Below are 21,867 nucleotides of genomic sequence, written 5' to 3'. Positions count from 1 at the left end.
TATATCTTTTATAAAAATGAGGATACTACATTATGAAGAAATTTTTAAAGTTTAGCTTGATAGGAATATTAAATACATTTATCACAATTATTAGCTACATAGCTTTGGTTAAAGTTGGTATTAATTACCTTACCGCTAACTGCTTTGCTTATTTAATTGGTGTTATTAACAGTTATTATTGGAATAAAAATTGGGTTTTTGAATTCAAAAATAAAGAGATATCATTATTTTTGAAATTCCTAATCGTAAATATAATTGTATTAACTTTTAATACAATTAATTTATTCATATTAGTTGATAAATTTTTTATAAATAAGTTTATCTCACAACTTGTTTCTATCAGTGTTGGTATGATAATGAATTTTTTCCTTAATAAACTTTGGACATTCAACAAACAAAATCATTTGCAATAATTTAATATATTCCTACTGCAAGGAGGATAAAAGCTTGGAGAAACTTATTTCAATTATCGTTCCTATGTATTTTGAAGAAGAAGTAGCACAAGAATGTTATAATTGCTTAAAGTCTGTTATGCTACAAAATAATATTAATTATGAATTTATCTTTGTAAATGATGGTAGTACCGATCGGACGATGGAAATTTTAAAAGGTATTTCAGCCGAAGATTCTCGTGCTAAAATCATAAACTTTGCTCGTAATTTTGGACATCAAATAGCTGTAACAGCAGGAATTGATGTTGCTAAAGGTGATGCTATCGTAATCATTGATGCTGATTTACAGGATCCACCTGAAGTCATCCCAGAACTTATCGCAAAATGGGAAGAAGGTTATGAGGTTGTTTACGCGAAAAGAAAACGGCGTGATGGTGAAACTTGGTTTAAACTTGTAACAGCTAAATATTTCTACCGTTTCTTAAATTTCATGTCTGATATTAATATTCCTAAAGACACAGGTGACTTCCGTCTTATTGATTGTAAAGTAGCAGATGTATTCAAACAAATGACAGAACGAAATCGTTTCGTACGTGGAATGATGTCTTGGATTGGATTCCGCCAAACATATATTGAATACGTAAGAAATGAACGTTTTGCGGGTGAAACAAAATATCCCTTAAAGAAAATGATGAGATTTGCCTCAGATGGTATTATTGCATTTTCTACAAAGCCACTAAGAATGGTTATAACTTTAGGTTTAATTTCTGTATTAATTTCTATTGCAGTTTTAATATACTCAGTTATTGTTAAATTTATTGGACAAGATATTCAAACTGGATGGGCTTCACTTATGGTTGCTATCACATTCTTCAGTGGTGTGCAACTTCTTGGTCTTGGTATTGTCAGTCAATATATTGCTCGTATTTATGACGAAAGTAAGAATCGACCAATCTATGTTGTAAAAGAGACTGTAAATATAGAAGAGGATATAGCTGTAGACGATAAAGAAAAATTGAATAAATCTTAAATATACTAAAAAGAATTGTAGCACGTGTATTTCACTGCCATAATTCTTTTCTTTATTTAGATTAAATAATGGCTGCAATCTAGTCTTTGATCCACTTAACTGTTAAGACTTTTCTTTTTTATAAAAATAATCAAAATTAAGAAGTAAATCCATTTCCCTCCGGTATTCTTCCCTCTTTCACACTTAAGTTTATACAAGAAGTTTCTTAATTTATATAAATCACAACATCTTATTAACCCAGGAATAATTTCTTTCGTTTAGGAAATTTTATAAATAAACTTTTTGAAATTTTTCGAGGTGTTTTCAATGTTTTTAAAACAGAATAACAAAGAAATAAAGTTACTGGTTTTTGCAGCAATCATACTCATTCTTTATTTGTCTCCTTTATTTATTCTTGGAGAAAATGCGCATATTCGTGTTCATGATAATCTTGATTCCAATTTGTCCTGGTATAAGGTTTTGGCAAGGAGCGGAGAGATAATAGGTCCGATTGATGCTACCATTCCACAGGTGATAAACAATCAATTGTCAAGAAACGCATTTAGTACGGAATTTAGTGGTATCGTTTGGTTGTATGCTTTTTTTCCAAATATGGTTGCGTATGCATTGAGTCAAACGATTACAAGAGTGGTTGCATTTATAGGGATGTATGTTCTTTTAAAACAACATTTTTTACCTAGAGAGGAATGGAGGGTCATTGCAGTAGGAGTTTCATTAGCTTTTGCTCTTACTCCTTTCTGGCCGTCAGGAATGCTTAGTACTCTCGGAATGCCTCTTGCACTTTGGGCATTTTTAAATATTCGAAAAGGAGAAAGGTCGTGGAAGAACTATTTCGTACTCACTCTTATTCCTCTATACTCGAGTATTGTTTTAGGTTTTTTCTTTTTTTTAAGCGGAATGGGAGTCCTTTGGTTAGTGGACTTAGTAATAAAAAAAGAATGGAACTTTCGTTTTCTTTTTTCAATTATTTATATGACGCTCATTTACATGATTGTAGAATATCGCTTAGTATCTTCCTTCTTTTTATCTACTGCACCTAACAGTAGAGATGAATATTTTCATGCAAGATTATCGTTATGGCGATCTCTCCGTCTCACATTGAAAAATTTCCTTCTAGGACATACCCATGTCATGACAGTCCATACATTTGTTATTTTACCTGTCATACTTATTGCGTTGTATTTTATTATTATTAAGAAACAATGGAAGCAAGAAAAAGTCTTTGTTTTTTTGTTTTTGTTTAACATAGCTTTGTCAATTTGGTATGCTTTTTGGTTTTATAAAGGTTGGCTTCCATTAACAAAACGTTTTCACATTTTAGATACATTTAATTTTGCACGTTATCATTTTTTACGCCCGTTAGTTATCTATGTTTTATTCGCTGTTGGATTAAAAGTTTTATGGTTACAAGGGAAAATATGGAGACCCACTGTAACAGGTTTTGTGATTGCTCAAATTATTTTGTTAAGCTTTTATAATGAGGAAATTATTTTTCAAAATAAACCTTCAGTAAAGGAATTTTTTGCAGAAGAACAATTCCAGAAGATAAAAGAGTATATCGATTTACCTTTAGAACAGTACCGTGTCGCTAATATTGGTTTACATCCTGCTATCGCTCAGTACAATGGATTCTATACACTTGATACATACAATAATTTTTATCCTCTATCGTATAAATATGAATTCCGAAAAATAATCGAGAAGGAACTAGCGAAAAATGAAACGCTTCGTACATATTTTGACGAATGGGGTGGTCGCTGTTATATTTTTACCGAGGAACTTGGAAAACACTATATGTTTACAAAAAAATCAAACAGACGCTTGAAAAATGTAGAACTAAATATAGAGCATTTCAAAAAAATGGGTGGTCGTTACATATTTTCTGCTGTCCCAATTGAAAATACAGCAGAAAACAATTTATCTCTTGAAAAAATATTTACATCAAAGACATCGGCTTGGGAAATTTATTTATATGAAGCAATATAGATACTTGAAATAGATTGCCTCTCTTGATATAAAATAATAAAAACCAAACAAATATTTGTTTGGTTTTTATTATTTTATATTAAATTGAACTACTCACCATTTAACATCCTAACAGGCCATTTGAAATAAAAAATTCCTAAGTAAAAAACAAGCGGTTTCTAATTGAGTATCCTCTTTTTTTTAAATTAAGATTCTTAACAGTATTTAAATCAAATTACATGAATTCAAAATTAATTGTATGCTTAAAAAGATTGACTAACAGGTTGGTATATATTAGCTAAAGTTTGCACTTCTGATTCTGGAGCTGTAGATAATGGATAATATCCTTTTTTGACCATATATTGCCATACATCGTATGCATGTCTACCACTATTTAAGAAAGCATTTTCTAAGAATGTTCTTAAGCTAGGGTTTGCACATTCTAATACAGAACCAGCATAATTTAAAGCTGCCGACTTTTGATTTAATAAGTATCCAGTTGCAATTGCTCGGTCATTAGGTGTTACTCCGTTTACATCCGGAGTAACAGGTGGCAACTCTTCAACAGGTGTTTTTAAGTAAGAAGATAGTACAGACGTTAACTTAGATGGCTGAAATTTTTCAATATTTGGTTCACTTTGACTCTGTACGAATTCAACTTTTAAATTATAATCCTGCACATGTAATGGAAAATGTTGTTGCAATAATTGTTTTAATTCTGGATCTTGTGCTTGCTGAATGTATGTACTCATCATGTTAATTGTATTATAACAACCAGCAATTAATTCACTTAAATCACGTAATTCATGTGTAGCTAATTGCATATTTTATTCCTCCTTTTTCACATCAATTCTATGTTTTACTAAAACAATAGAAATTATGATTAAAATAAAAATAAATTTTTATGAAAAATGAAAGATATAATGAATTTCAAAGAAATTGAACATATTTCTTGCTACTAAGATCAATTATAAAGATTGAAATACATATGGAATTAGTAACTTTTATTAAATTTTCGGGGTGATTCCATACATGCTCATGGTAGATGTAGACGGTAGTAGTTTGTATTACATAGTTAAAGGGGAAGGAACACATGTCCATCAACTTAGGCATTTAGACTATTTTTAAAGTTAAAAGCACGTTACTATTTTCTTATGTTAATGAGAAAGGGTGACGTGCTTTTTATGAATATGCAACAAAAACAAGAGTTATCTTTATTTGCCGAAGAGCTATATCGATATATGTCTCCCGCTACACTTAATTAATTAGCTATAGAAGCCCAGTTACGACACTTCTTCTGTACCAATACAATTAAAAAGGATTTAGTATTCACGAAGTTGCGAATCAGCTAGGCATTCTAACATCCTTACAACATTACTTTACACATATCCAAATCAACTGCAGTTAAAAAATAAAATGGAACTCTTATAAAGGAGCAATGGGGAAACAATGGGAGTTAAACAATTACTGTCAGAGGCACAACGAAATGAGTTAATGGATTTATCATGTTTAACAGAATGGAATTTGGTAACATACCATACCTTGAATAAGATTGTAAACATGTAAAACGGGATTTTACCAAGTCTACCAGAATTCAAAATCTTCTTCATGCTTTATATACATAAAGGATGCCCCCCCCCCCCTTTATACAAAAAAGAAGCCCGTATATACGGAGCTTCAATAAAAAATAAACAAAATAAGTAGTACTTGAGCACAACTTGCTCTTGATTGACAGGTTATATAAAATAATAAGAAAGTATATCCAAATCAACAAAATAATATTTTATCAATACAAATCATTTACTTGTAATTTAAACGGTTTTAAAGGCCAATATTTACTATCGTTTGAGGGCTTTGCGTATGCATAAATCATAATTTCATCATTTGGCATATCATATCCCATATTATTATGAATGTTGTACAGGTGATCAAGAAGCTCTTCTTTTGTGCCATATGTAATTCGTGCTTGGTTTCCAGATAAGGTACTTTTCCCTGGTGTCACAGAGATTATTTCCTGTTCTCGATCAATTCTTTTTAAATAATCCCTATTTCCAGGATCTTCGATTGTAAAGATAATTTCATCATAGTATTTATTTTCAAATCTATTTGCTAAATTTTCAGCAAGAAATCTAACATTGCCGTTACTTCTTATTTCAACATTAACAGATGCACTACTTTGTTTACTTTTAATGCTTTTTTCTACTACATTATTAGAATAATTATTTAATGTACTTGTCTCAGCAGCAAACGTATTTCCCACACCAGACAGCATAATTCCTGTTGCTACTGTTCCCACTAATAATTTCTTGAACATTTTAACATCCCCTTTTATTCAGAATATTAATTCAAATTAATAATAACCATAAACAATTGTAATGTAAATATATGTAAAACTTTCTCTATTATTTATAGATTTTTCTGTAATTAATAGAAGTATGATCCAAAACACAATTAAGGAGATAATTTTATATAAATATTTTTTAATCTATTTATACAAAGAAAAATATTGTATTCAAAAGAATTATACAGTTTATAAAGGTATATCTTTATAAACAGAAAGGGATTATGTACGAAACATTGGAATATCAAGTTTATAAAGGTGATTAAGTTTATTTTATAAACGTTTTTTTCATTGAATACCTTTACAAACCTTCGTCTTTAATTAACTCCAATGTTGTATTCAAAATCTTTTCTTTCGTTGATATGTTTTCATTTTCCCTCAACTTATCTCCCCCCCTCTAGAATCCATAAATTAAACAATGTTTTAAATGTCGTTTAACTTCAAGGTATCACCTTCAATTTTTAAAGATAATTTAAAACCATCTATCAAAAACTTTTCAACTATATATCAGATTTTATTACTATAAAAAACGCATAATTGTATATTCATATTTTCAATAGTGCGTTCCCAACCCTCTTGAGAAGAAATCTGTTCCGTACCACTAAGTAGTTATCTTTCCAGAAAAAGAACCTGTTCTCAATGGAAAACAGGTTCTTTTTTGCTCAAAATCGATAGAATATACTACAACAGTATTGGTTCTTTAATTAATGGTAAATACCCTATACTCATAGCATAGTTTAATAACAAATTGATATACTCTTGATTTGGCTCTAAACAATGTACATTCTTCAAATATCCTTGCGTGTATAAACAAGATGGTATAGCTACTGATAGCTCTTCTACAGATTCTAATAAAGGCATTATGAGCTCTAAAGCTTTCTGTTCATCAGTAGTTAGATTCGTATTAAAAAACTTCTCTATATACTTCTCTTGTTTCATTAACAGGATATCGTATCCAAAAGCTGGTAAACTATTAATAAATTGGTCCCATTTAAGCTGATGTGGATTACAAATATGCATGGTTTTATTTACTGTATTGGCCTTATAAGATAATTCAGTAATAGCTAAACTTCCATAGTCTACAGGCGTTAAATCTACATACGTATTAACGTCAGGAGCTATGCTAGATAGGCATATCCCTTTTAATAATCTATAAAATGCGTTTTCATTAATATTGTATTGAAATTTACCTGTTTTAGAGTTACCCACTAAATTCCCCACACGGTATATCGTGGCACGAACTCCTTTTTCCATTGCTTCTCTGACCATTTTCTCGCTTTGAAACTTACTTTCCAGGTACAGATTATCTAAATTTTGCCCTCTATCAAAATTAGACTCAAAGAATTCAAATTCTTTTGGATCGCTTTCAGCCTGACCTACTACACTTAAAGTCGATATATAATGAAAACGTGCATTTGTGTTCTTAGCTAATTCCAATAAGTATTTTGTAGATTGAACATTTACCTTTTGAAAATGCTCACGTTCTCCATAGTGTCTAACTTCTCCACCACAATGTATGATTGACTCTATCCTATTCTTTAAATGGTCCAATTGCTTTGAATCTAGACCTAGATTCATCAAAGATAAATCTCCTTCAATTAATTCTACTCTCTCCTTCAACTTTTGGAGGATTTCTTTACCGAAATAAAACTCCATTCTTTCTTTTAACTTTGCACCAATTACTTGATCCTCATTTTTTCTTACTAAACAGTAAATAGTCGTAGATGGTAACTGTAATAACCGTTCTAAAATATGTGCTCCTAAATATCCTGTTGACCCTGTAAGGAAAACTGTTTTTGGATAATTCACCATATCTAACTCACATTCTTCTATTTTAGTTGTTTCATAAACAGGAGTCGTTTTCGTTTCATTTTCCATACATGCTACATTCATATTTTTCTCTTTCTTGAAAGACATATCTTCCATCTTTTCAATATGAGAGGCTAATTTTTCTATGGTTCTATACTTAAAGAAATCTTGAATTTTCAAGTTAGGGTATAACGGTTTTAATTTGACTAATGCCGGCATAACTTTTAAAGAATGTCCACCCAAATTAAAGAAATCGTCTTTTAAACCTATAGATTTTACGTTTAGAACTTCAGACCATACCTTTGCAATGCTTTTTTGCACTTTAGTTTGAGGCTTAAGTATACACTCATCCTTTTGTTCATTATCAAACTCTATTTCTGGCAATTTTTCAAAATCAATTTTCCCATTCGCCGTTATTGGTATTTCTAACACATGAGAGTAATATTTAGGGATCATATATTCTGGCAATACATTTGATAAATGGAAAGCTACCTTATTTTTCTCTACCCCTATACCGTCCACTGTTTTATAATAAGCTTGCAGTAACATTCCATCTTTCGTTTGTGTTACCACAGCCTGACTTATCCCATCAAGTTGTAACATTGCATCTTCTATTTCCCCTAACTCAATTCTGTGCCCTCTAATTTTAACCTGCTTATCTTTTCTTCCCATAAATTCTATATTTCCATTTGGTAACCATCTTGCTAAATCACCAGTTCGGTATAATCTTTTGCTATTGTCTTCTGAAAATGGGTTTGAAATAAATGCCTGTTTTGTTTTCTCTTCCTGCTTCCAATACCCTTGGGCCAATCCTAAACTTTCAATATATAATTCACCTATAGCCCCTACCGGACAATGTTGCATATATGAATTCAATATATGAACCTTTGTATTAGAAATAGGAATACCAACTGGTATGCTTCCTAAAAGATTATTGTCGCCTTCTAAAACTGGTATGAAATAATACATTGCTGAAACGGTTGCTTCAGTAGGGCCATACTCATTTACCAGCTGTACTTGGTTTTTAAAAGTATTTTGCCAACTTCTAATGGCATTTGTTGATGCAGCTTCCCCTCCCATTATTATAAATCTTAAAGAACGTATCTTTTCGCTATCCAGTTTAGTTAATGAAGTCGATAATTCATTGAAAAATACTGTTGGTAAGTCAGAAATAGTTGCTTGTGTTTCTTGAATGGCTTGTGCATATGCGACAGTTGAATAGCGCTGTTCATCACTTAATACATATAGTTCTGCCCCATTTAACAAGGTTGAAAAAATTTCCGATACAGAAGAATCAAAACTATGGGAATAAAACTGTGTTACTTTATCATTTGGAGAAATCTGAAATACTTCATTTCTCCATTCAACTAAATTTAATACTCCTTTATGCGTTAATAATGTACCTTTTGGTTTTCCTGTTGATCCTGAAGTATAAATTACATATGCCAAGTCATCTGGTCTATTTAAAATTTTCACATCATCATTTATAGTCGTACGATATATATCCTCTATTATTGAAACATTATAATCACTTACATTCAAATAACTTTTGTATTTATTATTCGTGATAATTCTACATGCCTCACTATCACGAACTATATAATTTATTCTATCCTCAGGGTATTTTACATCGATTGGTATATAGGCAGCACCGGCTTTTAATATTCCAAGCATAGAAACGATACTATTCATACTTCTATCTAAAAATATGGCTACCTTATCACCTCTTTTTATACCTTTTTCGAGTAAATGTTGAGCTACTTGATTAGAGCTCATATTTAATTGTCTATATGTTAAAGATTCCGTTGCAGTCGCTATAGCAATCCGATCGGGTTGTCTATTTACTTGCATATAGAATTGCTCCTGTATATTTTGAAAATAAGGATATGGTCTTTCTGTATGATTTACCTTTTTATATAAAGATTCTTCTTCCTGTGATAGGAATGAAAGATTTTCATATGCTACTGTTCGTTGATGAATAAAGGCGTCCAGTATAGTAAGTAAATTTTGAGTAAACCTATTAATTGACTCTTCCTTGAAAAGATTAATATCATACTCAAATGAAATCCCTACATAATCCAATCCTTCTTCAACAGCTAAAGAAATGTCAAATTTACTAATATCTTGTTTATTAGGTAACAATCGAAGCTTGTACGCATCATGTTGCTGCAGAATATCTTTCTGATAACTAAACATAGTAGAAAAGATCGGGTTATTTCCAAAGCTTCTATCAGGATTTATTTGTTCAATTACTTTATCAAATGGGTACGATTGATTTTGGAAAGAATTCAAACATTTTTCTCTCACTACTTGTAATAGCTGTGTTAAATTTTTCACATCATTTAATTGTATTCTAATTGCTAGGGTATTTACAAAAAATCCTTGTATTTGTTCAAATTCTTGATGATTCCTTCCAACAACCGGTGTACCTACAATAATATCTTTTTGATCCGTTAGATAATGTAACAATTGAATATACGCTGCTAAAAATAGCATATACATAGAAACATTCTCTTGTTCACATACTTGTTTCAAAGACTCTTTCATTTCATTATCTAACTTCATTTCAAATACTGTACCCTTATTTGTACTTTGACGATTCCTACTAAAATCTAAAGGAAGATTTAGTATAGGAAGAGGTGCTGCAAGTTCGGCCATCCAATAAGATTTTTCCGTATCCCACCGACCTAAATTTAACTGCTCCTGTTCCCACTCAGCATAATCTACATATCGATTAGAGATAGTTGGCAACTCAGGATTTCTACGTTTTGCAAAGGCACTATATACCTTCATTAATTCATCTAATAAATTCCTTACACTCCACTCATCTGTAATAATGTGATGTAAATTGATATATAAATAAGACTTTTTCTTATTCAGATTAAAAATTCTAATCCTAAAAAGAGGGCCATTTTCTAAATCAAATGGTGTATGATCCGTTTGATTTATTGTTGTACGTATATATTCTTGTTGTTCTTTTTTAGACATGTGTTCAATCTCATCGTGAATCAAGTCTATCGCTATTGAGTTTAAGATGACTTGTCTAGGCTCCCCATTTCTTTCAATAAACACTGTTCGTAGCATCTCGTGTCGTTCAACTAAAAATCTTATGGTATCTTGTAAAATATCCTTTTTTAAACTCGGCTCAATATATATGTGTAGTGGTGTATCATATACTCTATTAATGGCATTATACTTATTTAAAAACCAGATTCTTTTTTGAGCACTTGATAATTGATAACTTTCCTTATCTGCAACTTTTAATACTTGCTTCTCCTGTTCTTCCCTATCATGATTTACAGTCATTAATTTATCGATGTAAGCAGATAGACTAGCAATCGTTGTATGCTCAAAAATATCTCTAATTTCAATTTTTAGATGAAACTCTTTTTGAATTTGATTTAACACTTGCACAGCAATTAATGAATGTCCCCCAAGTTTAAAAAAGTCATCATCTCTGCCGATTCTATATTTCTCTAAATTTAAAATCTCTGCCCATGTTTTTGCCAATCTTTTTTCTGTTTCATTTATCGGTGGAACATATTGCTTCTGCATGTTTGCAAGTAAAGATGGGATTTGTAATTCTAATTTTTTTCTATCTAGTTTCCCGCTTGGTGATACAGGAAAACTTTCAAGGTGAAATACATAATTTGGAATCATAAAATCTGGTAAACTTTCACTTAAGAATGTTTTTAATGCATCTTGTTTTAGTTCTGTATTGTCTTTTGATAAATAAAAACTAACAATTTTGTCGTTTTGATAAGTGAATACTACAGCATCTCTCACCTCTGGATGTTTAAATAATGTTCCTTCGATTTCATCAAGCTCAATTCTATACCCACGTATTTTTACTTGATTATCTTTCCTTCCGATAAATTCTAAATTTCCATTCGGTAAAAGACGTACTAAATCTCCAGTACAATACATCTTTTTATCAAGATTTTGGGATTTATCAAAAGAAATAAACACCTCTTTTGTTTTTTCCTTTTGATTTAAATATCCGTTGGCAACTCCATCACCGCCAATAAATAACTCACCTACTACACCTGACGGACATAACGTATTAAACGGACTAACCACGAAAACTTCACTATTAGCAATTGGTTTACCTATTGGGATATTAGAGATTTCTTTTTGTATCTCACCATTTACTTCATACATGGTTGCACATACAGTAGTTTCAGTAGGACCATATGCATTAAGAACTGGAATCTTTAACCCTAATTTACTTTGCCATTTACGAACTGATTCAGCAGGTAAAGTTTCCCCTCCTACAAATACACGTTTTACAGATTTTAATTTAAGTAACATTTCTTTTGGCATATCAGCTATTAATTTAAAAAATGCAGTTGGTAAAACTACATATGTAATACCATTCTTTTGAATTACATTTATAAATTCCTCTGCTGAACGTTTTTCGATTTCAGAAATTAAATGCATTCTCCCTCCACATAGCAAAATCGGAAATATTTCCATAATGGAGGCGTCAAAAATGATCGTTGCAAATTGTAAAAACACATCTTCTTTGCCTAAATGAAATGTATTGATTACTGAATATGATAAATTAACTACGCCTTTATGTGGTACAACGACTCCTTTTGGCAAACCTGTTGAACCTGACGTGTAGATAATATAAGCTGCATCTTCTATGGTATGTGTAGGCGCAATATTTTCTATAGAATTAGCGTAATGAATATCATCTAGATAAATTGTATGAATTGCAAAACTTTCAATCAATCCTCTATATTCTTTCTTTGTAATAATCATTTGACTTTCGCTATCTTTTAAGATGTATTCTATTCTTTTTTCAGGAAACTTTGGATCAATTGGTACATAAACTCCACCTGATTTTAAGATGCCTAGAATCCATACAATGGTATCAATCTCTCTCTCCATTGTAATACTTACACGTTGTCCCTTTTTCAAATCATTTTCACGTAAATAATTCGCTATTTGATTTGACCTTTGCTGCAATTCATAATAGGTAATGGATTTATCCCCCATAGAAATTGCTATTTGATTTGGCGATTTTAATGCTTGTAAATCAATTAATTGATCTAGTGTTTTTGAATGAGGATATGTAAGAGCATTTGAGTTCATTTCTTTGTATAGACGATGATCTTTCTCTAAAAGTAAATTCAATGAATGGATAGGTTCGTTCACATTCTTCATTAGTTTTTGTAACAAATATATATATCTTTCGACTAAATCACTAATACTCTCTGGTTTATATAATGCTGAGTTATAGTCAATCTCAATTTTATTCTCTGTTTCCCCTTCATATCTCATTATTCTCCAGGTCATGTTAAAAGGATTTACTCTTTTACAATCTGTTAAAACTGTTGACTCAATATCAGGAATTTTTAATTCCGGTATCTTCATCGTATTAAATGCTGTGGAATATACCATATTATGATTTGTATTTGTATTTAGATTTAAATCTTTTACTATATGTGAGTAAGGATTATGTTTATACGTAATAGCTAGATGAATAGATTTATTAACTTTATTAAGTATCCCCTTAAATGTCTCTCCCTTTTCTATTGTTATACGTATAGGTACTGTATTAACAAAATAACCAAAAGTATTTCGTTCTTCTGTATGTGGTCTAGTATTAATTGGAATACCAACAATTATTTCTTCAGCATTTGTCATTTGATGAAGCAAGGTACAATAAGTACTTAACATTACTCGATAAATACTTATATTATTTTTTTTAGCAAAACATTGTATTTGATAAAATAAATCCGAATTAATATTCTTACTTATATTTTTATCTGTGTATCTCTTTTCATTCATTTTATTAAAATCAATAGGAAACTCTGTAGGAGTTAACTCACCTTGTAAATAATCTTTCCAATACGATGATCCTTCTTTATATATTGCACTATCAATAAAACCCTCCTCATACTCTACGAGGTTCTTATAAGGAGATTCAAATTCTACATTCGTCTTCTCTTGAAGTAATTCACCATACGTATTAGATAATTGTCGGATGAAAACTCCTAAACTCCATCCATCGTAAATAATGTGATGAAACATTAAATGTAAAATAAATGTATCTTCACTGAATTTAATGATGTTGAATTTAAACAAAGGCCCCTCTTCTAAACTAAATTTCTCATTCACTATAGATTCTAAGAAATTTTTAAAAATAGATTTTTGTTCTGTGTTTTTAAAGGCAGTTAAATCCTTAATTGGTATATCAAATTCTACATTCTTTTGAATTAATTGCTTTATTTTTTCATCCCTCTTCTTAAATATTGTACGTAGCGCCGGATGTGATTGCACTATTACAGTAAGCGCTTTCTCCAAAACCTCTATCTGAAGTTTTCCTTTTAGCTTTATTATAATCGGTTCATTGTTCATTCCTTTTTCTATTTCCATTTGATGAGCTATCCATAATGCTTCTTGGCCTACCGTTGCATCCAATTTTTCTACAATTTCATATTTCTCTTGTATTTCTTTCATATGAATTTCTCCTTTTATAAATATTTGAAAACGGATAATATTTACAGTTACAACTATATGTACATATTCTGCAATTTGTAAATCTATATTTTCCGACTAAATTCAACATTTATTTTACTTATTGCATAGTTATTAAAATTATGAATAAAACTCATATTTATACTGTAACAGTTCATACTTTTATTCAATTTAAGCATAAAAAACCATTTCACTAATAATTCTAATTTCTTTTTATACAGTATTCTTGCATATATTTATTAAAGTAAATTGCCTAATTTATTCTCCGAAAATAAATTCAAGAATATTCCAAGTGGTCACTATATATACTGCTAATAACATACACTGTAAAGGAGGAGTCCGTACATAATGGAATATAGATTATTAGGTAACACAGGATTAATAGTTTCAGAGATAGGATTCGGTTCTTGGGCAATTGGTGGAGATGAATGGGGAGCAGTAAAAGATAATGAATCACTTGATGCAATTGAGAAAGCGATTGATCTAGGGGTTAATTTTATTGACACTGCTGACGTTTATGGACTAGGTCATAGTGAAACACTAGTTGCAAAAGCTATAAATAATCGCAGGCAAGATATAATCCTTTCTACAAAAGGTGGATTAATTGGTCATCATTATGACCCAAATCAACCAGCCGTTTATGGAGATCCTCAAAAGATCATTGATGCGTTTGAGGCTAGTTTACTGCGGCTTAAAACGGATTATATAGATGTGTACTTTTGTCATATTTGGTGGGATAAACCGGAAGAAACAGAAGCCTTTCTACAAGCTTTCCAAACCTTAAAAAAATCTGGCAAAGTGAGAGCTGTTGGCGTTTCTACTAATGATTTAGATTATATTAAACATTTTAATCAGAATGATGATTTAGATGTTGTACAATTCGATTATAGTATTCTGAATAAAGAACCTGAAAAAGACATCCTTCCTTATATTGAAAAACATAATTTAGGTGCTGTGATAAGAGGTCCACTTAAGATGGGGATTTTAACTGGGAAATTTAATCATGAAACTCAATTTCCAGACGATGATTTAAGAAAAGATTGGCCAAAAGAAAAGTGGTTTAAAGATAGCTTACACACAGTAGAGAAATTACGTTCACTTGTACGTTCAAATCGAAGTTTAGCGCAAGTTGCTTTACGTTATGTTTTAAGTCACCCAGCCGTTTCAGTTGCTATTCCTGGTGCAAAAAATTCTACTCAGGTTGAAGAAAACTCTTCACACTTAACTCGTCCATTATTATTAGACAATGAAATTGAATTCATTAAAAAACTTTGATCGAATAATTATTATTCCATAAAAAATTATGCTGATTTTTCTACCAAATCCATACTACTACTTCTTCCCAACTAGAACATATCTTTAGCACTTCCACCCTATTTTTTATCTTTCCCCAACAATTTCTACAGTTTATAAGGTAGTTGAACCCTTTTATTCAACTACCTTATAATACGTTTTACATTATATTAAAATATCTACTACATTAGTTACATACATGCTAGGGCATCATGCAAACCAAATAAACAATTAATTCAGAAATATTTTCAGGGACTTCATTATCTCACAATTACTTTTTTTAATATTAATCAAAAAATTTTTCTTTACTAGAATCTAATCTATGCAGAAAATAATTAAAAATCTTGACCAATTAAAAAATGATGAGCGAGCTACTTTAGGTAAATGTGAGGAAAAATCAGAAGGATACTACAATGGCTTAATTCACCAAAGTCATATTCCACTAGCTGGAATCACTATGTCTGAGGTTATAGAAGAGCTAAACAAATTTATCATTTTAGCCAAGAAGACTCCTTCCTCAAGGAGCTTGAAGGGGCACAGCCCAGTGAGTAGGTGGGAGATGAATTGGCTTCGAACAAGGGATGGCAGGAAACCATCTTAATCGTTCGACACACAGAAAGTGTTACTCCACTACCTACCGAATGTATGTTTGGTGTATAATAGTCATATACCGAAATGGAGGTGAATCAAATAATGATGAATAAAGCCTATAAGTTTCGTATCTATCCAAATCAGGCACAGGCAATTCTAATCAATAAAACGATTGGGTGTTCTCGCTTTGTATTCAATCATTTCCTATCCTTATGGGATCACGCATACAAAGAGACAGGACAAGGCTTGACCTATGGTACATGCTCTGCCAAACTACCTGCCATGAAGAAAGAGCTTATTTGGCTAAAAGAAGTGGATAGTATTGCGATTCAGTCGTCTGTTCGCAACCTTGCGGATGCTTATACACGCTTTTTCAAAAAACAAAACAGCGCACCGCGCTTTAAATCTAAGAAGAACAACGTACAATCTTATACCACAAAACAAACAAATGAAAACATTGCCGTTGTAGGGAACAAAATAAAGTTGCCGAAACTAGGCCTTGTTCGATTTGCCAAAAGTCGCGAAGTAGAGGGGCGTATTGTAAATGCTACAGTTAGACGGAACCCTTCTGGTAGATATTTTGTGTCACTATTAGTTGAAACAGAAGTACAAGAACTTCCGAAAACACATTCTTACATTGGAATAGATGTAGGACTAAAAGATTTCGCTATTTTGTCAGATGGAACACACTATGAAAATCCGAAGTTTTTCCGATCATTAGAAGATAAGTTGGCGAAAGCACAGCGTGTGCTTTCTAGAAGAATGAAAGGATCTTCTCGCTGGAATAAACAACGAGTAAAGGTAGCTAGAATTCATGAATACATATCCAATGCTAGAAAAGATTACTTGGACAAAATTTCAACTGAAATCATCAAAAACCACGATGTTATCGGTATAGAGGATTTGCAAGTATCGAATATGTTAAAGAATCATAAGTTAGCAAAAGCAATTAGTGAGGTATCTTGGTCGCAATTTCGATCCATGTTAGAATACAAAGCAAAATGGTATGGCAAACAAGTCATTGTCGTATCGAAAACATTTGCTTCCAGCCAATTATGTTCTTGTTGTGGATATCAAAATAAAGACGTTAAAAATCTAAACCTACGTGAATGGGACTGTCCTTCTTGTCGTACAAACCATGATAGGGATATTAACGCAAGTATCAATCTAAAGAATGAAGCAATAAGGCTTCTAACCGCAAGGACTGCGGGGTTAGCCTAATCAATTAGAGTTCGATAGAACTCTTTACTTAGGAATCCCTCACTTCTAAACGAAGTGAAAGTGGGGGTAGTTCAACAACATAATCCAATTAATATTTTCACATTTTAAAAAGAACTGATAAAAAGAGATTCTTATTTTGGTAAGTTTTCTTACAAGGTGCCAGATTAATTTGAACAGCTCCCTGTCAAGTAGACAGTGGAAATAATAAAAAACACTTTAAGCGGCTTGAGCCCTGTATTCTAATGGGCTTAAGTCGTTTAATGTTTCTTGGTAACGTTCATTATTGTAAAACTGGATATAATTATCTATCGCTTGTTGTAACGCTTCAAATGTCTCATACTTATGTAGATAATACTTTTCACACTTCAACGTCCCCAAAAACGATTCCATTGGTCCATTATCTATACATTTTCCTACACGTGACATGCTATGAATCATTTTTGCTTTTTCTATTTTTCTCTTAAACCCATGTGACGTATATCGATACCCTCGATCACTATGAATCAATGGATGTTCATTCTCTTTTAATATAGTGATAGCTTGATCCAATGTTCGAAATACCAATTTATTATTGTTTGGATGCCCCAAAACATAACTAATAATAGAGCCATCGTAAAGATCTAAAATGACACTTAAATACGTTTTCCTTCCGTTTCCTAATTTGAACTCCGTGACATCTGTTACCCATTTTTCATTTGGCCTGCTGGCAGTAAATTCATGATTGAGTCGATTTTCAGCGACATATTGCGCAGATGAGGGAACATAGCGCTTTCTTTTCCGACGAATCAAGGACTGTAATCCAGTGATTTGCATTAAGCGATAAATACGTTTGTGATTAAACTTTTTATGATATAACCTATTAATATTTAATTTCATTCTTCGGTACCCATAAATGCCTCCTACTCGTGCATAAATAGCTTGAATATCCTGAAGAATTGCTTCATTCTCTAATTCTCTAGCTGTTGGCGTACGCTGTAGCCATTTATAATAAGCAGCACGAGATACACCGGAAATTTCACATAAAAGGATTACTGGCAAATTTTCATTCGCATGTAAATCTTGAATCGCTCTATATTTATTTTGTAGACGAACGCTTGTTAACGAGGCCTCCTTTCGAGTTCTTCTAACTTTTTTAAAAAAGCATTTTCTGCACGTAATCGTTCATTTTCTCGTTCTAAACTTTTCATTTCCAGTTTAAACTTTTCTTCAGCTGTTAATTCATATTCTTCTTTCTTTCAACCGCGTTTATCTTGTAGTGCTTCTTCACCATTCGCTTCAAACTTCTTGACCCATTGATATACTTGTTGATAAGAAACTTCATAACTTTCGGCTGTGAGCTGATAGTTTTTCTGATGTTGTATACAGTAATTCACAATTTGAATTCGTTCTTCTAACGTTGTTTTTCTTCTACTTGTCATAGCGTTTGTCATTCCTTTACCGGTATCATTTAGTTCTCTATGACTATTATACTTTTTAATCCATTTTCTCAAAACCGCAGTACTGGATATATTGTATTTTTGGATAATCTTGTTTAACGAATCGTGTCCTGATAGATAACCATTGACGGCTGCTAACTTTAACTCTTTTGAGTAACGCTTCCAAGAAAGTGCTTCTTCTAGGCCGTCTTCACCTTTCACTTCATACCTTCTTTTCCAATCTCTAATCGTCCCAGGATCAACAGAAAACTTTGCCGTAATGTCAACTATTGAGTGATGACCATCTTTATAAAGAGCTAAAATCGCCAATTTTTCAGCTTTAGAATATTTCATTCTAGCCATAAAAAATACTCCCATTAGATAAAAAAATTACATTACAAAAAATTTACAAAAGACAATATTTAAACTTTTTTATACAGAAATTTTCTTATTGATCTTTTACCAAGAGTATTAGTATTAATTTGATCAACCCTTTTTTAGAGTGAAAAATTATGCATTATTATCTAACGAAAATATTGAGTATGTGTAACACACATGATCATCAACTTAAGAATTTTATAATGCCCGATGCCTATCAAGCTAAGATTTTAAGACACCTCATAACAAAATTTTCAACTTTTCACAGTTATACATAAGGGTTAGTCTCATTTTTTTCGTTTTGGAGAACAATCAATTTCTTAAGTTGAAGGGTATGGGATAGCATCACATCGCCATCAAGCTAAAAAAACAAAATACTCCCTAGAAAAAAATATTGTTAAATTATAATAAGGATGACTTAATTTTTAAACCCATTCTTTTTAAATCTAATTTTCATGTTAACTATGTAACACCCTCTCCACAAGATGATAAGAAACATACTTCTCCAAAACTCTTATTAACCTGGGCTTTTCATTCTTGAAATCAATCTTGTAATCCATTAAGAAACTCCAATTCCAGGATGAAATTGCAATTAAACAACTATGTTTCATCCCATGTTTACAAAATAGACCACTGGTGATTCGTTCAATTTACATAAGAAAACAAAAAAGATATTCTCCCTCAAATAAATACAATAATTGTAAAGATACTACAATCAATTTATTACAATATCCGTTATCCTTATAACAGAATAGCTTTTAATATTTTACAGTTGTTAAATTATAAATTCTTTAAGATATAAGGTATCTCTTCATTTATAGAGAAGGAATCAACAAATACCCTAAAGTAACTATTAAAATTTACTTTTCACTTTACAATAAGAATGCTTTGTCATTCTCTAATTGTTGAATTACCTCCACTTAACAACCTTACGGCCTGTTTCAAGTGTGGGATTCCTGCGAACACCGATGTAACCATCAGTTATCTTAGCAAGTCCTTCCCGGAGTTCCTAATCTTGTATGATAACTCATCAAGCTTCCTACCTTATCTTGTTTTTTACAACTTCGACAAGCTTGTAACAATAGAATGGTGAAAATTTTACGATTGCAACGATTTATCTACAATCAACGCCATACCTTCAATTTCCACAGAATAAGCTGTACAAGTATGTAGTAGCAAACGTTTAAGCTTTCGCCAATCAACATTCATCTCCCTCTTCCATTTTTGATGGTGCTATCAAAAATGAAAGAGGAAGTCTTCTGTCGGAAAAAATAAAAAACGAGCGCTATTTCACTTATAAAAATACAACTAGTAAGGTTCTATAATATATTTTCATAAAATAATAATAGGAATACACGTTAGGGAGAAAAATTCAAATGTCTATTTACAAAGAAAATGCTAACCTTTTAAAAGCAATATCACATTCACTAAGAATTAAAATAGTAATAGAACTTACTAAAAGAGGTCCATGCAATGTAAATCAAATAGCAGACTTTTTAGAAAGGCCACAGTCTACCACATCTCAACATCTAGCTGTAATGAAATCACAAAAAATACTAGCTAGTAATAGAAAGGGATACGAAACTTATTATAGTGTGCAAGATAAAAAAATAAATACCCTTATAGAGGTATTATTAGGGCAAAAGATTATTTAATTTTAATAATCAACAAAATAGTAGTGATGAATTTAGAAGTATTTAATATTTAAGGTGGTGAAATTATTAACCAGAATGAAAATTATTGGAGGTAAATATACTATTTCGACTCTAAGTAAGGAAGAGAAATTTATGGAAAATAAACTAAGAGTAGGTACAATTATTCAAATCTTCTCTAATGAAAAATTAACTGGGATATACATTGTATCCAAACTATCAATAGATAATTTAATTCAAGATAAATATGCTTTAATCGGAACGAACGGGCAACACTATTTGAATATGTATTTTAACAGCTTAGAAGATTTAGAGATACAACTGAACCTTGAAGATTTGTGGAGAACTTTAAATATAAATGTTAAAAAATTGCTTTTAGAGAAAGATTCAGAAGAGCAATTAAAAAAAATGATTATCAATCAATCTAAAAGTAATGTAATTATTGATGAATGGATTATTGAAAAAGAATATAGTTTAATTTATAAATTAGAAGATGTTATAAGAAACTTTATTAATAGTCTTTCTGGAAGGTATGGATTCTTAAAAAATATTCAGATAGAAAAAGACGAAAACATTGAAGTTTATTATAAAGGAGATTTATTTTTAGATATTGGAATTATGTTTAATATTGAGATTGAACTTATAAATGATGAAAAAAAACAAACAAAAACTTGGATATGTAAAGCAAAACTAATTTATTAAACTACCCCCACTTAACGACCTTGCGGCATTTTTCAAGTGGGAGATTCCTACAAACACCTATTTAATCGCCCTTTATCCTAGCTGGCTCTGTCTATAGTTCCTAGGAGACAAAATGAAAGCACCTTGTACATTGACTCACCAGCTTTCTAGTTTAGCTTGTTTTTCATCACTTCGGCAATCCTAGGACGATAGAATGTTACATATTTTAAGAGTTTAACAATTTTTCTGCAACCAACCCCATATCTTCAATTTTTACAGAGCAATTTGTAAAAGTATATAGTAGCAAGTATTTTAACTTACGCCAGCCGACATTCATCTTCTACCTATTTACTGGTGCTATTATACCTTCACACCAATTGAAGAGGGAGCTGTCTATCAGAAAAAGATAAAAGCATAAATGTATATTTATGAAAAAGCGATACTTTCGTCCCATGTCTAAATGTGGACGAAAGTCCGGTATGGGCTTTCTCGTATTGCAAAATCTGTAATGCACTCAGGATTATTTGTTGCTTTTAGTGCATCTATTGGCTTTGCAAAAAGAAGGCACATTTTATACTATGAATAGATGTATAAATACATATTCTTTCAA

General features: G+C 31.3%; 11 protein-coding genes and 4 pseudogenes. 9 read left to right on the top strand and 6 right to left on the bottom strand.

Annotation, left to right across the window (positions count from 1 at the left end; all coding sequences use genetic code 11):
• Window positions 1-32 precede the first annotated feature (32 nt).
• From MR143_RS15155 to MR143_RS15145, 3 genes are all read left to right on the top strand, one after another.
• Window positions 33-413: a GtrA family protein gene (locus tag MR143_RS15155; protein ID WP_242280827.1), complete on the top strand. Its 381-nt coding sequence runs from the start codon at window positions 33-35 to the stop codon at window positions 411-413.
• A gap of 34 nt (window positions 414-447) precedes the next feature.
• Entirely contained in the window at window positions 448-1,422 is a 975-nt protein-coding gene (locus tag MR143_RS15150; RefSeq protein ID WP_242280826.1) for a glycosyltransferase family 2 protein, read from the top strand.
• Window positions 1,423-1,728: 306 nt separating this feature from the next.
• On the top strand, window positions 1,729-3,408 hold the full coding sequence (locus MR143_RS15145; RefSeq protein WP_242280825.1) for a DUF6044 family protein: 1,680 nt from the start codon (window positions 1,729-1,731) through the stop codon (window positions 3,406-3,408).
• 242 nt (window positions 3,409-3,650) lie between these two features.
• Here the strand turns inward: MR143_RS15145 and MR143_RS15140 are convergent, their stop codons facing one another.
• Complete coding sequence (locus MR143_RS15140; RefSeq protein WP_061884899.1) at window positions 3,651-4,211, bottom strand: spore coat protein; 561 nt, start codon at window positions 4,209-4,211, stop codon at window positions 3,651-3,653.
• 456 nt (window positions 4,212-4,667) lie between these two features.
• On the opposite strand from MR143_RS15140, the pseudogene MR143_RS15135 reads away from it, so the two are divergent.
• Window positions 4,668-4,818: pseudogene (locus MR143_RS15135) on the top strand (transposase); the annotation flags it as partial.
• 355 nt (window positions 4,819-5,173) lie between these two features.
• On the opposite strand, the gene MR143_RS15130 reads toward MR143_RS15135, so the two are convergent.
• From MR143_RS15130 to MR143_RS15120, 3 genes and pseudogenes are all read right to left on the bottom strand, one after another.
• Entirely contained in the window at window positions 5,174-5,701 is a 528-nt protein-coding gene (locus MR143_RS15130; RefSeq protein WP_061884900.1) for a hypothetical protein, read from the bottom strand.
• A 334-nt stretch (window positions 5,702-6,035) separates the two neighbouring features.
• Window positions 6,036-6,110, bottom strand: a pseudogene (locus MR143_RS15125) (TetR/AcrR family transcriptional regulator); the annotation flags it as partial.
• Between the two features lie 299 nt (window positions 6,111-6,409).
• A complete protein-coding gene (locus MR143_RS15120) occupies window positions 6,410-14,008 on the bottom strand; it encodes a non-ribosomal peptide synthetase (protein WP_242280824.1) in 7,599 nt (2,532 codons plus the stop codon).
• A gap of 366 nt (window positions 14,009-14,374) precedes the next feature.
• Between MR143_RS15120 and MR143_RS15115 the strand changes: the two genes are divergently transcribed.
• The 3 genes and pseudogenes from MR143_RS15115 (at window position 14,375) to tnpB (ending at window position 17,131) form a co-directional block, all read left to right on the top strand.
• A complete protein-coding gene (locus tag MR143_RS15115; protein WP_061884902.1) occupies window positions 14,375-15,301 on the top strand; it encodes an aldo/keto reductase in 927 nt (308 codons plus the stop codon).
• A gap of 337 nt (window positions 15,302-15,638) precedes the next feature.
• Window positions 15,639-15,812, top strand: a pseudogene (locus MR143_RS15110) (aspartate aminotransferase family protein); the annotation flags it as partial.
• Window positions 15,813-16,012: 200 nt separating this feature from the next.
• Window positions 16,013-17,131: an IS200/IS605 family element RNA-guided endonuclease TnpB gene (gene tnpB, locus MR143_RS15105; RefSeq protein ID WP_242280823.1), complete on the top strand. Its 1,119-nt coding sequence runs from the start codon at window positions 16,013-16,015 to the stop codon at window positions 17,129-17,131.
• A 216-nt stretch (window positions 17,132-17,347) separates the two neighbouring features.
• Here the strand turns inward: tnpB and MR143_RS15100 are convergent.
• Together MR143_RS15100 and MR143_RS33210 are read right to left on the bottom strand one after the other, a co-directional pair.
• Window positions 17,348-18,909 (bottom strand): annotated as a pseudogene (locus tag MR143_RS15100) (IS3 family transposase).
• Window positions 18,910-19,382: 473 nt separating this feature from the next.
• Window positions 19,383-19,574, bottom strand: a complete 192-nt coding sequence (locus tag MR143_RS33210) for a hypothetical protein (protein WP_242280860.1) — start codon at window positions 19,572-19,574, stop codon at window positions 19,383-19,385.
• 726 nt (window positions 19,575-20,300) lie between these two features.
• On the opposite strand from MR143_RS33210, the gene MR143_RS15090 reads away from it, so the two are divergent.
• On the top strand, window positions 20,301-20,579 hold the full coding sequence (locus MR143_RS15090) for an ArsR/SmtB family transcription factor (RefSeq protein ID WP_199697691.1): 279 nt from the start codon (window positions 20,301-20,303) through the stop codon (window positions 20,577-20,579).
• A gap of 132 nt (window positions 20,580-20,711) precedes the next feature.
• Window positions 20,712-21,278: a hypothetical protein gene (locus MR143_RS15085; RefSeq protein WP_199697690.1), complete on the top strand. Its 567-nt coding sequence runs from the start codon at window positions 20,712-20,714 to the stop codon at window positions 21,276-21,278.
• Window positions 21,279-21,867 lie beyond the last annotated feature (589 nt).

It is taken from the genome of Bacillus cereus group sp. BfR-BA-01347 (genome assembly GCF_022663835.1).
GTDB lineage: Bacteria > Bacillota > Bacilli > Bacillales > Bacillaceae_G > Bacillus_A > Bacillus_A thuringiensis_K.
The sequence above is the reverse complement of the archived record's forward strand: the minus strand, read 5'-3'. Positions and strand labels throughout refer to the sequence as shown.